This window comes from Cupriavidus respiraculi (assembly GCF_914271545.1).
GTDB lineage: Bacteria > Pseudomonadota > Gammaproteobacteria > Burkholderiales > Burkholderiaceae > Cupriavidus > Cupriavidus respiraculi.
This window is the reverse complement of sequence record NZ_CAJZAH010000003.1, coordinates 411,454-425,441: the sequence shown is the minus strand read 5'-3', so window position 1 is coordinate 425,441 and position 13,988 is coordinate 411,454. Positions and strand designations below refer to the sequence as shown.

Annotated in this window: 12 protein-coding genes; 7 read left to right on the top strand and 5 right to left on the bottom strand. The window is 69.0% G+C overall.

All coding sequences use genetic code 11. The features are described from left to right. The first annotated feature begins 69 nt into the window (after window positions 1-69). On the top strand, window positions 70-1,341 hold the full coding sequence (locus LDO27_RS17010) for an SGNH/GDSL hydrolase family protein (RefSeq protein WP_224042935.1): 1,272 nt from the start codon (window positions 70-72) through the stop codon (window positions 1,339-1,341). A 4-nt stretch (window positions 1,342-1,345) separates the two neighbouring features. Here LDO27_RS17010 and LDO27_RS17005 read toward each other — a convergent pair whose 3' ends face one another. From LDO27_RS17005 to LDO27_RS16995, 3 genes are all read right to left on the bottom strand, one after another. After that, window positions 1,346-2,227 carry an undecaprenyl-diphosphate phosphatase gene (locus LDO27_RS17005; RefSeq protein ID WP_222207922.1) on the bottom strand — a complete coding sequence of 294 codons (882 nt, stop codon included), beginning with the start codon at window positions 2,225-2,227 and terminating at the stop codon, window positions 1,346-1,348. A 131-nt stretch (window positions 2,228-2,358) separates the two neighbouring features. Beyond that, window positions 2,359-2,919 (bottom strand): DUF1439 domain-containing protein, encoded by a 561-nt coding sequence (locus LDO27_RS17000; RefSeq protein WP_224042933.1) that lies wholly within the window; start codon window positions 2,917-2,919, stop codon window positions 2,359-2,361. Between the two features lie 50 nt (window positions 2,920-2,969). Continuing rightward, window positions 2,970-3,260 (bottom strand): YkgJ family cysteine cluster protein, encoded by a 291-nt coding sequence (locus tag LDO27_RS16995; RefSeq protein WP_224042931.1) that lies wholly within the window; start codon window positions 3,258-3,260, stop codon window positions 2,970-2,972. 316 nt (window positions 3,261-3,576) lie between these two features. On the opposite strand from LDO27_RS16995, the gene LDO27_RS16990 reads away from it, so the two are divergent. From LDO27_RS16990 to LDO27_RS16965, 6 genes are all read left to right on the top strand, one after another. Further along, a complete protein-coding gene (locus LDO27_RS16990) occupies window positions 3,577-4,404 on the top strand; it encodes a TetR/AcrR family transcriptional regulator (protein ID WP_224042930.1) in 828 nt (275 codons plus the stop codon). Next, window positions 4,401-5,531 (top strand): efflux RND transporter periplasmic adaptor subunit, encoded by a 1,131-nt coding sequence (locus LDO27_RS16985; RefSeq protein WP_224042929.1) that lies wholly within the window; start codon window positions 4,401-4,403, stop codon window positions 5,529-5,531. Before LDO27_RS16990 ends, LDO27_RS16985 begins: the two co-directional genes overlap by 4 nt. A 27-nt stretch (window positions 5,532-5,558) precedes the next feature. Then, window positions 5,559-8,780: an efflux RND transporter permease subunit gene (locus tag LDO27_RS16980; protein ID WP_224042928.1), complete on the top strand. Its 3,222-nt coding sequence runs from the start codon at window positions 5,559-5,561 to the stop codon at window positions 8,778-8,780. 203 nt (window positions 8,781-8,983) lie between these two features. Then, window positions 8,984-9,637, top strand: coding sequence for a protein-L-isoaspartate O-methyltransferase family protein (locus LDO27_RS16975; protein WP_224042926.1), 654 nt, complete (start codon window positions 8,984-8,986; stop codon window positions 9,635-9,637). Window positions 9,638-9,659: 22 nt separating this feature from the next. Next, on the top strand, window positions 9,660-9,986 hold the full coding sequence (locus LDO27_RS16970) for a rhodanese-like domain-containing protein (protein ID WP_222207934.1): 327 nt from the start codon (window positions 9,660-9,662) through the stop codon (window positions 9,984-9,986). A gap of 160 nt (window positions 9,987-10,146) precedes the next feature. Then, a complete protein-coding gene (locus tag LDO27_RS16965) occupies window positions 10,147-11,634 on the top strand; it encodes a TolC family outer membrane protein (RefSeq protein WP_377747524.1) in 1,488 nt (495 codons plus the stop codon). A 33-nt stretch (window positions 11,635-11,667) separates the two neighbouring features. Here LDO27_RS16965 and LDO27_RS16960 read toward each other — a convergent pair whose 3' ends face one another. Together LDO27_RS16960 and waaA are read right to left on the bottom strand one after the other, a co-directional pair. Beyond that, window positions 11,668-12,483 carry an META and DUF4377 domain-containing protein gene (locus LDO27_RS16960; RefSeq protein ID WP_222207938.1) on the bottom strand — a complete coding sequence of 272 codons (816 nt, stop codon included), beginning with the start codon at window positions 12,481-12,483 and terminating at the stop codon, window positions 11,668-11,670. 186 nt (window positions 12,484-12,669) lie between these two features. Then, window positions 12,670-13,986, bottom strand: a complete 1,317-nt coding sequence (gene waaA, locus LDO27_RS16955) for a lipid IV(A) 3-deoxy-D-manno-octulosonic acid transferase (RefSeq protein ID WP_224043144.1) — start codon at window positions 13,984-13,986, stop codon at window positions 12,670-12,672. Between the last annotated feature and the right edge of the window lie 2 nt (window positions 13,987-13,988).

Below are 13,988 nucleotides of genomic sequence, written 5' to 3'. Positions count from 1 at the left end.
TTTGCCCGCTACCCCGGCGACAAGGAAGAACTTAATGTCGCGGCATCGAAACAAGCACGGAGTACCGCCATGTCACGATCCGCCCTGCTGAGCGCCACGTTCGGCGTGGCCAGCCTGATGTCGGCCGCCGCGGTGGCCGCGCAGCCCGCGCCGCCGTTGCGCTGGGTCGGCACCTGGGCCGCCAGCCCGCAACCGCCGTGGGAGCCGGACTTCGCGCTGCCCACCGGCATTCCGCGGCAGTTGTCGGACCAGACCATCCGGCAAGTCGTCAGGGTCAGCGTGGGCGGCCGGCGCGCACGCGTCGTGTTGTCGAACGCCTACGGGAAGCAGGCGCTGGTCATCGGGGCCGCCCGTCTGGCCATCCCCGCCGGGGGCGCCGCCATCGTGGCGGGAACCGATCGCAGGCTGAGCTTCGGCGGCAGCCCCTCGGTGACCATTCCGCCCGGCGCGCCGGCAATCAGCGATCCGGTCGATATCGATGTTCCCCCGCTTTCCGAACTGGCCGTCAGCCTTTATCTGCCCGAGCCGACGCCGCTCACGACCTTTCACTGGGATGGCCGCCGCACCGCCTACCTCGCGGCCGGCAACGTCGCACACGCCGGCTCCCTGGACGCGGATGCGACCCTCGCTTCCCGGCTGTTCCTCAGCGGCGTGCAGGTCGAAGCTGGCGGCACCCGGCCGGTGGTGGTGGCCTTCGGCGACTCGCTGACCGACGGCAACGGCTCCACCCCCGGCACCGACCGCCGCTGGCCCGACTTCCTGGCGCGGCGGCTCGCGCCGCGCCAGGTGTCGGTCCTCAATGCCGGCATTTCGGGGGCGAGAGTGCTGGACAGCCTGATGGGAGACAACGCGCTGGCGCGTTTCGATCGCGACGTGCTGAGCGAACCGGGCGTGAAGGCAGTGATCGTGATGATGGGCATCAACGATATCGGCTGGCCCGGCAGCCCCTTCGCGCCGCGCGCCCGGTCAATGCGGGCCGAGGCCCTGATCGCCGGCTACCGTCAACTGAGCGAACGGGCGCGGGCCCGAGGGGTGCGCATTGTCGGCGGGACGCTGCCGCCGTTCGAGGGCGCGCTGCGGGGCACGCCGCTAGAGGGGCACTACAGCGCGGACAAGGAACGCGTCCGGCAGGCGGTCAATGCGTGGATACGGAACGGCGGCGCCTTCGACAGCGTGGCGGACTTCGACGCGCTGCTGCGCGATCCCTCACGCCCGACGCGGCTGCTGTCCGCCTACGATTCCGGCGACCACCTGCATCCCGGCGACGCGGGCTACGAGGCGATGGCGCAGGCCATCGACCTGCGCAGCCTGCTGGGCAGCGACCCGATGCCCGAGGACTGAGGCCTCAGGCGTGCCAGGCCACCCAGCCGAACTGCGCGGTGGCCAGCACGATGATGCCGAAGGCGATGCGGTACCACGCGAACGGGCGGAAGTCGTGCGTCGCCACGAAACGCAGCAGCCAGCGCACGCACAGGAAGGCCGACAGGAAGGCGAAGACGAAGCCCACGGCGAAGATGCCCAGGTCGTCCACCGACAGCAGCGTGCGCGCCTTGTACAGCTCGTAGACGGTGGCGCCCGTGATCACCGGAATGGCCAGGAAGAACGAAAACTCGGTGGCCACCTTGCGCGACAGCCCGAAGATCAGGCCGCCGATGATCGTCGCGCCCGAGCGCGAGGTGCCCGGCACCAGCGCGAAGCACTGCGCCAGCCCGACCTTGAGCGCATCGCGCCACGTCATGTCGTCCACCGACTCGATGCGCGGGGCGCCCGCCTTGGCCGCTTCCAGCAGGGCATTGCCCTGCGGATGGGAGACCTGCCCGCGCCGGCTCTCGCGCCGTTCCGCCCACAGGATCACCAGGCCGCCGACGATAAAGGCGGACGCCACGGTGATGGGATTGAACAGATAGGCCTTGATCCAGGGGCCGAAAATGAATGCGAGCACGATGGCCGGCGCGGTGGCAATGATCACGTTGGCGGCAAAGCGCTGTGCGCGCGGCTCGGTGGCCAGCCCGCTCACCACGTCGATGATCCGCTGGCGGAACTCCCAGCACACCGCCAGGATGGCGCCCAGCTGGATCACGACTTCGAAGATCTTGCCCTTCTCGTCGTTGAAGCTCAGCAGGTCGGCCACCAGGATCAGGTGGCCCGTACTGGAGATGGGCAGAAACTCGGTCAGGCCTTCGACGATGCCGAGGATCAGGGCTTTCAGGGCGAGTGCGATATCCATGCGGTACGGGCAGGCAGACTGAATCAGGTTTTGGGGAACGACGGAACGGGACGAAAACGAAACGAAACCGGGACGGCGCGAACGGCACGGCGGCAGAGATGGCGGCGCCGCTCGCGGGCGCAGCGCCGGCCCTACCGCCGGTTGATCTTGACGTTGATGCCGTTCGGCAGGACGGTGATTGTACCGGGCTCGACACTTGAGCCGCCGAACTGCAGCTCCTCCGGACGGAACGTGTAGAGCGGATAGTCTTGCAGCAGCTGCTCGGCCAGGATGCCGCCGAGGGCATTCAACTGGCGCGAATACTGCGGCGGCAGCCCGGCCACGTCGAACTGCTGGACCACCGGGTCCTGCAGCACCACCGAACGGGTCGATGGCTCGTAGCGCAGCGCGCTGTCCAGCGCGAAACGGCCGGTAAAGGCGCGGGTGAAGAACAGGCGATTGTCCAGCGTGGCGTCGAACTGCACGTTGACACGGTTGCGGTTGGGATCCAGCGTCAGCTTCGGGTTGGCCAGCTGGATATCGAACAGCTCCATATAGCGCTTGCTGAACGGAAACTTGCGCTCCAGCGCGGATTGCAGCTGCCCTTGCGAGAAGGTGTATTCGTTGCCGAACGAGCCGCAGGCGGCCAGCACCGCGGTGAGCAGGGTCGCGCCCGTGGCGGTGAGCCATCGTCGGCGTGTCATCAAAGCCATCTAACATCTCCAGGTCAATGCCGGTCCGGGCGCGTTCGCCGCGGCCCGGATCAGACGGTGGCCAGCGCGTCCGGCGTGGTCGCCACTTCCAATTGTGCAAGCCAGAGCAGCGCGGCTCCGCGCGATTCGCCACACATCTCCGCGGATGGCCGCAGGCTCGCGCAAAAGGCCGGGCGCTCCGGCCGGCCGAAGACGGCGCAGCGCATGTCGGGCAGCAATTGCGCGCAAGGGACCCCGGCCGGCTTGCCGCCCGGCATGCCCGGCAAGGGCGAGGCGATCGACGGGGCAATGCAGCAAGCGCCACAACCGGGGCGGCAGGAAACGTCAGACTGGCGGTTCATGGGGATGGTTCTGGGTGAAGCGCAAGGCTTACACCCTCTTACATGCGAGGCGGCCGGCTGCGGCGTGGGCCTTGCGGGCGCCTGCCGGCGAAGGCGCCATTGTGCCGCAGGCCGGCGGCGGGTAGCCACCGATCGCTGGCGCACAAGACGTGTCTTGACCCTATGCCGCACTCCACACTACATTACTGACCCATCGGTTATTTATTTCTGACCGCGCCGATCCGGCCCGTCTCGCCCCGCCCGCGCTTGCGCAAGGGGCGAGCCAAGCCGCCCGGGATTTACCACCGTTCGCTTCTACCCCGTACCCGCTTTTCTTGTGACCAAGCCACCGGAACGCCCCTCCGAGCCCCAGGATGCCCGCAAGTGGTCGCGCCGCAAGGCCGCGCGCCCGCAGGAACTGGTCGCGGCCGCACTGAACCTGTTCGTCGAGCGTGGCTATGCCGCGACGCGGTTGGAGGATGTCGCTGCCGCCGCCGGCGTGTCCAAGGGTACCGTCTACCTGTACTTCGCCAACAAGGAAGAGCTGTTCAAGACCGTCGTGCGCGAAAACCTCGTGCCGGCGCTGGCCAAGGGCACGGACCTGGTCGACACCTACGAGGGGACGACGCCCGAGCTGCTGCGCGAACTGATGCGCGGCTGGTGGGGGCTGATCGGGGCGACGCCCGTGGCCGGCCTGACCAAGCTGATCATGGCCGAGTCCGGCAATTTCCCCGATATCGCGCGCTTCTACCACGAGGAAGTGATGGTGCCCGGCGACGAACTGTTCGCCCGGGTACTGGCGCGCGGCGCGGCGCGGGGCGAGTTCCACGCGCTTCCCGCCAATCCCGTCACCACGCTGATCTGCGCCCCGCTGGTGTTCCTGATGCTGTGGCAGCACGCGTTCCATGTGGGCAGCCACAAGGACATCGACCCCGAGGCGTATCTGGACAACCTGCTGCAGGTGCTGCTGTTCGGCCTGACCGCCGGGGCGGCACGCGATACGCCGCTGCCGCCGCAGAACGGCCCCTACGTGTGGGAGCAGATCCTGGCAGAACAGATGGCGCAACAGCAGGCCCAGCAGCAGGCGCAGCAACCATCGCCACAACCGCCACAACAACCGGCCGCGCTGGCGGCCGATCCGGACGAGGGCCAGGCCCGACCATGACGAAGACCCGACGCAAGACCATCCTGTTGGCCGTGCTGGCGGTGCTGGTGCTGCTCGGCGCCACCGCCGCCGTGCGCTCGGCGCGCGGCAACAAGGAAGCCAAGCCGCCGGTGTCCGCCGCCGCGCCGGCCGGACTCATCGAACTGCTGCAGACCGATGTGGTCACGGCCAGCCAGCGCACGCTGCGCACGTCGCTGCCGCTCTCGGGCGGGCTGCGGGCCCTGAACCAGGCGTCCGTCAAGGCCAAGGTGTCCGGCGAGGTGCAGCAGGTACTGGTGCGCGAGGGCGAGGCAGTGCGCGCCGGCCAGGTCATCGTGCGCATCGATCCGTCCGAGTACGAGGCCAAGGTCGCGCAGGCGCGCGGCCAGATGCTGGCGATGCGCGGACAGTACGAGAATTCGCGGCAGACCTACGAGCGCAATCGCACGCTGGTCGACAAGGGCTTTATCTCGAAGACGGCCTTCGACAACTACCAGTCCAATCTCGACGTGGCCAAGGCCAATCTCGACGCGGCCGAGGGCGGGCTCGCCGTCGCGCAGAAGGCGCTGAGCGATACCGTGGTCAAGGCGCCGCTCGATGGCACCGTCGCCATCCGCGCCGTGCAGCCGGGCGAGAAGGTATCGCCGGACACCCGTCTGCTCGACGTGGTCGACCTGCGCACGCTCGAGCTCGAGGCCCCCGTGCCCACGGCCGACGTGGGCCGCGCCCGCATCGGCCAGGCCGTGCAGCTCGACGTCGAGGGCAGCGGCCACTTCGAGGGCAAGCTGGTGCGCATCAACCCCGCGGTCAGCGAAGGCACGCGCAGCATCCTGGTCTATGTCCGCGTGGACAACCCCGAGGGCCGGCTGCGCGCCGGCATGTTCGCCAAGGGCGCGCTGGTGCTCGGCGAACAGGCCGACGCGATCGCGGTGCCGGTCACCGCGGTGCGCACCGAGGGCGAGCGCAGCTTCGTCTATGTGGTGGAGAACGGCGTGCTGGCGGAGAAAGCCGTGCAAACCGGCGTGCGCGACGAGGAAAGCGGCATGGTCGCGATCGTCTCCGGTCTCGCCGACGGGGCCCAGGTGGTCCGCAACAACCTTGGCACCCTGCGCGTGGGCAGCCAGGTCCGGCTGGTCAAGCTCGGCTAAGGCCCGACCGCTCAGGAGCGCTTCCCCATGTGGTTCACCCGCCTGTCCATCCGCAACCCCGTGCTGGCCACCATGATGATGATGGCCTTCATCGTCGTGGGGCTGTTCTCGTACCAGCGCCTGCCGGTGGACCAGTTTCCCGACATCACCTTTCCCATCGTCGTGGTGCAAACCGAGTATCCCGGCGCGGCGCCGGAGTCGGTGGAATCGGACGTGACCCGCAAGGTCGAGGAAATCGTCAATACCATCTCGGGCATCGACGAGATCTTCTCGCACTCGTACCAGGGCACCTCGGTGGTGGTGATCAAGTTCGATCTGACCGTGGACGTGGGCCGCGCCGCGCAGGACGTGCGCGACAAGATCGCGCTGATCCGCCCGCAGTTCCGCGACGAGGTGGAAGAGCCGCGCGTGCTGCGCTACGACCCGTCAGAGGCGCCGATCTTCCACCTGTCCGTGTCCAATGCGCCGGGCGCCAACCGCAGCCAGCGTGAGCTGACCACCATCGCCGACCAGATCGTGCGCAAGCGGCTGGAGACGGTGCGCGGCGTGGGCGCGATCAGCATCGTCGGCGGCACCAAGCGCGAGATCGAGATCCGCATCCGCCCCGCCCAGCTGGAAGCGCTGGGCATCGGCGTCGACCAGGTCATGACCGCCATCCGCAACGAGAACCAGGAGCTGCCCGCGGGCGAGCTGCGTTCGTCGGTCAGCGAGACGGTCGTGCAGATCAAGGGCCGCGTGCCGACGCCCGAGTCGTTCCGGCAGATCATCGTCGCGCGCCGGGCCGGCCAGCCGGTGACGCTGGCGCAGATCGCCGACGTGCGCGACGGCGAGGAGGAACAGGAAAGCCTCGCGATGCTCAACGGCCAGCGCGCGCTGTTCCTGTCCGTGGTCAAGGAACAGGGCCAGAACACCGTCGACACGGTGGACGGGCTGGTCGCCATGACCGACGAGATCCGCGCGCTGGTGCCCGCCGGCGTGCAGCTGAACGTGGTCAACGACAGCGCGCGCGGCATCCGCAACAGCGTCAAGGAGGTCCGCTCCACGCTGCTCGAAGGCGCCTTTCTGACCGTGGCCATCGTGTTCCTGTTCCTGGGTTCGTGGCGCAGCACGGTCATCACCGGCCTGACGCTGCCGATCGCGTTGATCGGGACCTTCGGCGTGATGTACATGTTCGGCTTCACGCTGAACGTGATCACCCTGATGGCGCTGTCGCTGTGCGTGGGCCTCTTGATCGACGATGCCATCGTGGTGCGCGAGAACATCGTGCGCCACAACCTGATGGGCAAGAACCATCGCGACGCGGCGCTGGACGGCACCGACGAGATCGGCCTGGCGGTGCTCGCCACCACCTTCTCCATCGTCGCCGTCTTCCTGCCGGTGGGCTTCATGGGCGGCATCATCGGCCGCTTCTTCCACCAGTTCGGCGTGACGGTGGTGGCCGCGGTGCTGATCTCGATGTTCGTGTCGTTCACGCTGGACCCCATGCTGTCGTCGGTCTGGCACGACCCCGACCTGCACGGCACCGGCAACAAGCGCAGCTGGTACGGCCGCAGCGTGGGCCGCATGCTCGACTGGTTCTCCGCGCGCATGGACCGGCTCGGCCATGGCTACGGCAGCATGCTCGGCTGGGCGCTGAAGCATCGCCTGGCCACCGCGGTGATCGCGGCGGCCACCTTCTTCGGCAGCTTCGCGCTGGTGCCGCTCATCGGCACCGAGTTCGTGCCCAACGCCGACCTGGGCGAGACGCAGGTGGGCTTCACCACCCCGGTGGGTACCGCGCTGGAGGTCACCGAAGCCAAGGTCCGGCAGGTCGAGGCCGCGCTGAAGTCGTTCCCCGAGGTGGCCTACACCTACGCCACCATCAATGCCGGCAATACCTCCGGACGCAACAACGCGCTGGTATCGGTGCGGCTGACCGACCGGCGCGAGCGCGAGCGGTCGACCGCGGAACTGAACCCGATGATCCGCAAGCGGCTGGAGCAGATCGCCGGCATCACGCTGACCATGGTCGGCATGCCGGACGGCGCGGGCGGGCAGAAGGCGATCCAGATTTCCATCCAGGGCGACGACCTGGGCGAGCTCAAGCGGCTGTCGCAGGAGGCGTCACGGCGCATGAATGCCGTGCCCGGGCTGGTCGATCTCGATTCGAGCATGAAGGACGACCGTCCCACCGTGGAGGTGCGCATCCGCCGCGAGCTGGCGTCGGACCTCGGCGTGGGCATCGTGCAGATCGGCAACGCGCTGCGGCCGCTGCTGGCGGGCGACGCGATCAGTTCGTGGCGCGCGCCGGACGACGAGAACTACGACGTGCGCGTGCGCCTGCCCAAGGACGCGCGCACCGGCATGGCGGACCTCAGCGCGCTGATGATCGCCAGTACGCAGACCAATGCGGACGGCTCGCCGCGCATGGTGCCGCTGCGCCAGATCGCCGAGCTGGTGCCCACCACCGGCGCCAACCAGATCAGCCGGCGTGACCTGAACCGCGAGGTCGAGCTCACCGCCAATACCGCCGGCCGCTCGCAGGGCGAGGTGGCGCGCGATATCCGCCAGGCGCTGGACGGCATGACGTGGCCGGCCGGCTACAAGTACCGCTTCGGTGGTTCCACCAAGTCGATGAACGAGTCGTTCGGCTACGCGGTGTCCGCGCTGGCGCTGGCGGTGATCTTCATCTACATGATTCTCGCCTCGCAGTTCGGCAGCTTCTTCCAGCCCATCGCCATCATGACGTCGCTGCCGCTGACGCTGATCGGCGTGTTCGCCGCGCTGCTGCTGTTCCGCTCGACGCTCAACATGTTCTCCATCATCGGCTTCATCATGCTGATGGGGCTGGTCACCAAGAACGCCATCCTGCTGATCGACTTCGCCAACCAGGCCCGCCGCGGCGAGCACGGCAAGGCCCCGCTCGGCCGCGAGGCGGCGCTGGTGGAGGCCGCGCGGGTGCGGCTGCGGCCCATCCTGATGACCACGCTCGCGATGATCTTCGGCATGGTGCCGCTCGCCTTCAGCCTGGGCGAAGGCGCCGAGCAGCGCGCGCCGATGGGACAGACCGTCATCGGCGGCATCATCACCTCGTCGATCCTGACCCTGGTGGTGGTGCCGGTGATCTACACCTATCTGGACGATTTCGGGGCATGGCTGGCGCGGCTGTGGCGCGGCAAGCCCGCCCGGGCGCAGGAACCCGGGAAAGACACGGCGAACGACACGGCGACGCCCGGCGCCGAGCCGGTGCGGCCGGCGAGCGCGGAGTGAGCGAGTGCGGCCGCACGAAAGAGGCGCGGCCTGGGCCGCAATACTTCGTAATACGCCGCGCACGCCACCCTGTCACCGGCGGGGTTAAAATGACGGGTTTGACGAATTTCCCGGCCTGTGGCACTCGCAGGGCCGGCAACAGAACACTTCGCGCGCCTCAGGGCGTCAGCGCATCAGCAGTTGGCAAAGCAAGGAATGGCAAGATGGACCTCGAAAAAGCCCGATTCAATATGATCGAACAGCAGATCCGGCCGTGGGACGTGCTGGATCAGGAAATCCTCGACCTGCTCGCCGTGGTCAAGCGCGAACAGTTCGTACCGAAGGCCTATGCGTCGCTGGCCTTCGTCGACACGGAAATTCCGCTGCCCGGCGGCCAGAACATGCTGGCCCCGCGCGTCGAGGCCCGCGTGCTGCAGGAACTGAACGTGCGCAAGCACGAAACCGTGCTCGAAGTCGGCGCCGGCTCCGGCTACATGGCCGCCCTGCTCGCCCACCGCGCACGCCAGGTCCTGACCGTGGAAATCCTCCCCGAGCTGGCTGCGCTGGCGCGCCAGAACCTGGCCGACGCCGGCATCCTCAACGTCGAGGTGGCAGAGGGCAATGGCGCCGAGGGCTGGCCCGCGGGCGCGCCGTACGACGTGATCTGCCTGTCCGGCTCGGTGCCGGCCGTGCCGCAGGCCATCCTCGAACAGGTCAAGGTGGGCGGGCGCATCGCCGCCTTCGTCGGCATGCTGCCGGTGATGGAGGCGCAGCTGATCACCCGCATGTCCGAGACCGAATACCAGACCGTCAACCTGTTCGAGACCGCCGTGGCGCCGCTGACCGGCGTGCCGCAGCCCTCGCGCTTCCGCTTCTGAGCCGACAGTCGAGTCCTCACCCATGCAACTGATTTCCGCCCCCGAGCTCGCCCAGTGGCTTGCCGACGAGAGCCGGCCCCGCCCGGTGCTGCTCGACGTCCGCGAAGACTGGGAAGTGCAGACCTGCGCCATGCCCGGCATCACCCATATCCCCATGGGACAGATCGTGGCGCGCGCCGCGGAGCTGGACGAGGACGCCGACATCGTCTGTGTGTGCCACCACGGCGCGCGCAGCATGCAGGTCGCCAGCTTCCTGGAACGCCAGCACGGCTTCGGCAAGGTCTACAACCTGACCGGCGGCGTGCATGCCTGGGCGGAGCAGGTCGACCCCGCCATGCCGCGGTACTGAGCAGAACGGGACGACGCGCGCCGCCCGGGTCGCGGCGCGCAGGTCGACGAACGACTCCAGGCGGGCTTTCCCGCGGAGTCCCTGGCGCTGTAGAAAATCAAGAACGGTAACCGTTGACCGCGCGTGGCCCGGGCAACCTGGAGAAGTCATGACGTTTGCGCTGAGTTTTGCGATTTCCACTGCACGGGGCGTCCACGGGAAGCGCCTCGCCCCGACGCTGGCGGCCTCGCTGCTGGCGTTGGCCCCGGTGCTGTTCGCATCGGCGGCCCACGGTGCCGACCTGCTGCAGGTCTATCGCGATGCCCAGTCGAACGATGCGCAGTTCGCCAGCGCCCGGGCACAGCTGCAGGCGAGCCTCGAGCGCCTGCCGCAGGGCCGCGCCGGCCTGCTGCCGCAGCTGAACGGCACCGCCGCGGCCACGCGGACCATCGTCGACCAGTCGGCGCCGATCGCGATGGACCGCTACCTGAACAACAACAACTGGGCCCTGCAGCTGGTGCAGCCCCTGTTCCGCTGGGACCGCTGGGAAACCTACAAGCAGGGCGAGCTGGCCGCGCTGGCCGGCGAGGTCACCTTCAGCCAGGCGCAGCTGGACCTGATCACCCGCACGGCCCAGGCCTATTTCGACGTGCTGGCCGCGCAGGACAACCTGTATCTGGCCGGCGCGCAGAAGCGCGCGATCGAGGAGCAGCTGGCGCAGGCCCGGCGCAACTTCGAGGTGGGCACGGCCACCATCACCGACGCCAACGACGCGCAGGCGCGCTACGACCTTGCCGTGTCGACGGAGATCGCGGCGCGCAACGATCTGGAAGTGCGCCGTGCCACGCTGCAGCAGATCACCGGCAAGCCGGTGGACGAGCTGATGGGCCTGCGCAGCGGCGCAGACATTCCGGGCCCGATGCCGGCGGACGTGAACGCCTGGGCCGCGCAGGCCGAGGACACGAGCCCGCAGGTCGCGCTGGCGCGCTACAACCTCGAAACCGCGGAGCGCGAGTACAACAAGGCGCGCTCCGGGCATCTGCCCTCGGTCGATCTGGTGGCCTCGTATGGCTACGTCAATTCCACCGGCAACGCGCAGCAGCAGGTCAATATCGCCAGCCGCTACAACAGCGCGCAGATCGGCGTGCAACTGAGCGTGCCGATCTACAGCGGCGGACAGATCCAGTCGCGCGCCCGCGAGACGCTCGCGCTGGCCGACCGCGCCGCGAGCGACCTGGAATTCGCCCGCCGCACCGCGGCGCAGACGGCGCGGCAGACGTTCTCGGGCGTCTCCAACGGCCTGGCCCAGGTGCGCGCGCTGGAGGCCGCGGAACGCTCGGCGCAGACCGCGGTGGAGTCCAACATGCTGGGCTACGAAGTGGGCGTGCGGATCAATATCGACGTGCTGAACGCCGAGGCGCAGCTGTTCTCGACCCGGCGCGACCTGGCGCGAGCGCGCTACGACACCATCATGAACGGCCTGCGGCTGAAGTCCGCCACCGGCGCGCTGCGCGAGGACGATGTGGTGCAGATCAACACGCTGCTGACGCTCGAGCCAGGAGCGATGTACAAGCTGCCGGAGAAGCCCAGAGCCGGGACCGCGGTGCCGAAGGGGCCTTCGCCTTCGGCGGGAACGCGCCGCGAGGCGGTGGGCGGGCGGCGGTCTTAGGCTGACGGCGACAAACGCCCGCACACCCCGGTATCAATTCGCGCGCGTCCGCGCCTCCACCTTCAGCAACTCCCACCGGATCGCCGAAGCATCCGCCGGCGGGTTCGGCACGCGGTACTCGCGCACCCTGAGCGTGTAGGCCACGCCAGGCTCGAAGTCCAGTCCCTCGATCGGCCCGTACCACAGCTGCCACGGCGCCGAGGGATTGTCCCGCACCCGGTAGCAGGTCTGTTTGGCGACCCCGGTGCAGTCGACGCGCTGCGAATCCACGTAGACGGTCTTTTCCACGCCACCGGCCTGCTGCGCATCCATCTTGTCGCCGCGCCGCCCCACCCCTTCGCGCTCGGCAAACTGGAGCAGATCGCCGCCGGCGGTCTTCCATACGATCTGGCGGCCGCCGCTGCCCGCGGACGGCTGCGTGCCCACGGTGGTGAATGGCTGCTCCATGGCCTTGAGCAGCGCGGTCTCCACCTCCATCCGCGGCGGCGGGCAGGCCATGCGGGTGCCCGCGATGCGGCCGAAGCGCATGCCGGCGTCGGTCTTGCTGTAGCTGCCGCTGAAGCGGTTGCAGCCGCTGTGGCCCTTGACGGTGCCCTGGGCAGCGTCAATGCCGTCGTTGAATTCGAAGATGATCGGCTCGCCGTTGTCGCCATGCGGGATGGTCTTCAGGCTGCCGTCCGGCTGCTGCCAGCGCACCAGTTCCCAGCGGCTCGGGCCGGTGGAGCGGGTCTCGTTGAGGCTGGCGGCGGCCCCGGGCGATCCAGGCGCCGGGCTCATGGCGCAGCCACCGAGCGCGGCGGCGAGCAGCACGGCCGCCGAGCCGGCCGAAACACGTGTAAGCATGGGCATGGATGGAGCTCCTGTTACCGTTGCGGAACGCGACGCCATGGCGGGCCACGCGTCCAAGCGATTTGCCGGCCGCCGCGGACGCGGCGAGGCCGGTTCTGGGTGGCATCTGAGGATGGGACGCCGGTAGCGGCCCCGCAGTTCCTGCCAGGTGCGCTTTTTGTCACCGGGCGGGGAACCACGCGACGCCTAGCCGGCCTCGCCGATCAGCCGCTCCAGCGCAACCAGGGTCCGTTCGGTCGCCCCGCGATGCTGCCCCGCGAAGGCCCGGGCCTTCGCGCCCATGTCCTGCAGCCGCGCCGGATCGGCCAGCACCGCGGCCGCCGTGCCGATCAGCTCGTCGGCATTGGCGACCCGCAGGCAGGCGCCGGCCGCGATGGCGTCGTCGGTAGCCTGCGCGAAGTTGAAGGTATGCGGGCCGATCAGCACCGGCGTGCCCACCGCGCAGGCCTCGATCAGGTTCTGCCCGCCGAGGGGCAACAGGCTGCCGCCGATGAAGGCGATATCCGCGGCGGCGAAATACATGGCCATCTCGCCCATGGAGTCGCCCAGCAGCACATCGGCATCGACGGGCGCGAAGTCCGGCCCGTTGCCAAGCGCACTGCGCCGCGACACGCGAAAGCCGGACTGCGCGGCCATCGCGGCGACCTCGTCGAAGCGTTGAGGATGGCGGGGAATCAGCAGCAGCGCCGGAGGCGCACGGTCGCCCCACCCTTCGCCGGCCAGCGTGCGCCAGCGCGACAGCGCATCGAGCAGCATCGCCTCCTCGCCCTCGCGCGTGCTGGCCGCCGCCAGCACCGGCCGCCGCCCCTGCTGGCCCAACGCATCGCGCAGGGCCTGGCCGAGCGCGATCTGCGGCTCGGACGGCTGCATGTCGAACTTCAGGTTGCCGGTGATCTGCACGGCCGGCACGCCCAGCGCCTCGAAGCGCTCCGCGTCGCCGGCGGTCTGCGCCAGCACGCCGGTGAAATCCAGATACATGGCCGAAGCCGCCTCCCCGAATTTCGCCGTCCGCGCATAGCTGCGCGGCGACAACCGCGCGTTGACCAGCAGCAGCGGCACGCCCTCGCGGCGGGCGCCCCTGACGAGGTTCGGCCAGACCTCCGTTTCCATCAGCATGCCGGCCCGAGGGCGGAAATACCGCAGGAAACGCCGCACCAGCCAGGGAATGTCGTAGGGCAGATAGCACTGCACCACCCGGGGTTCGTTGCCGAACAGCTGCGCGCCGGTCTGGCGCCCCGTGGGGGTCATGTGCGTGAGCAGGATGCGCTCGCCGGGATAGCGCGCCAGCAGCGCGGCGATCAGCGGCTGCGCCGCGCGGGTTTCGCCGACCGAGACCGCGTGCACCCACAGCCAGGGGCCCGTCGCGGGCAGGTCGCGATAGCGGCCGAGCCGCTCGCCCACATGCCGGATATAGCCCGGTTCCTTGCGCGCGCGCCACACCAGGCGCAGCAGCGCGGCCGGCAGGATCAGCAGCCACAGCAGGTTGTACAGCAAACGCAGCAACA

Coding starts and splice junctions, on each gene's coding strand:
- LDO27_RS17010 (WP_224042935.1), top strand. CDS start 70: ATGTCACGATCCGCCCTGCTGAGCGCCACGTTCGGCGTGGCCAGCCTG.
- LDO27_RS17005 (WP_222207922.1), bottom strand. CDS start 2,227: ATGGATATCGCACTCGCCCTGAAAGCCCTGATCCTCGGCATCGTCGAA.
- LDO27_RS17000 (WP_224042933.1), bottom strand. CDS start 2,919: ATGGCTTTGATGACACGCCGACGATGGCTCACCGCCACGGGCGCGACC.
- LDO27_RS16995 (WP_224042931.1), bottom strand. CDS start 3,260: ATGAACCGCCAGTCTGACGTTTCCTGCCGCCCCGGTTGTGGCGCTTGC.
- LDO27_RS16985 (WP_224042929.1), top strand. CDS start 4,401: ATGACGAAGACCCGACGCAAGACCATCCTGTTGGCCGTGCTGGCGGTG.
- LDO27_RS16980 (WP_224042928.1), top strand. CDS start 5,559: ATGTGGTTCACCCGCCTGTCCATCCGCAACCCCGTGCTGGCCACCATG.
- LDO27_RS16975 (WP_224042926.1), top strand. CDS start 8,984: ATGGACCTCGAAAAAGCCCGATTCAATATGATCGAACAGCAGATCCGG.
- LDO27_RS16970 (WP_222207934.1), top strand. CDS start 9,660: ATGCAACTGATTTCCGCCCCCGAGCTCGCCCAGTGGCTTGCCGACGAG.
- LDO27_RS16960 (WP_222207938.1), bottom strand. CDS start 12,483: ATGCCCATGCTTACACGTGTTTCGGCCGGCTCGGCGGCCGTGCTGCTC.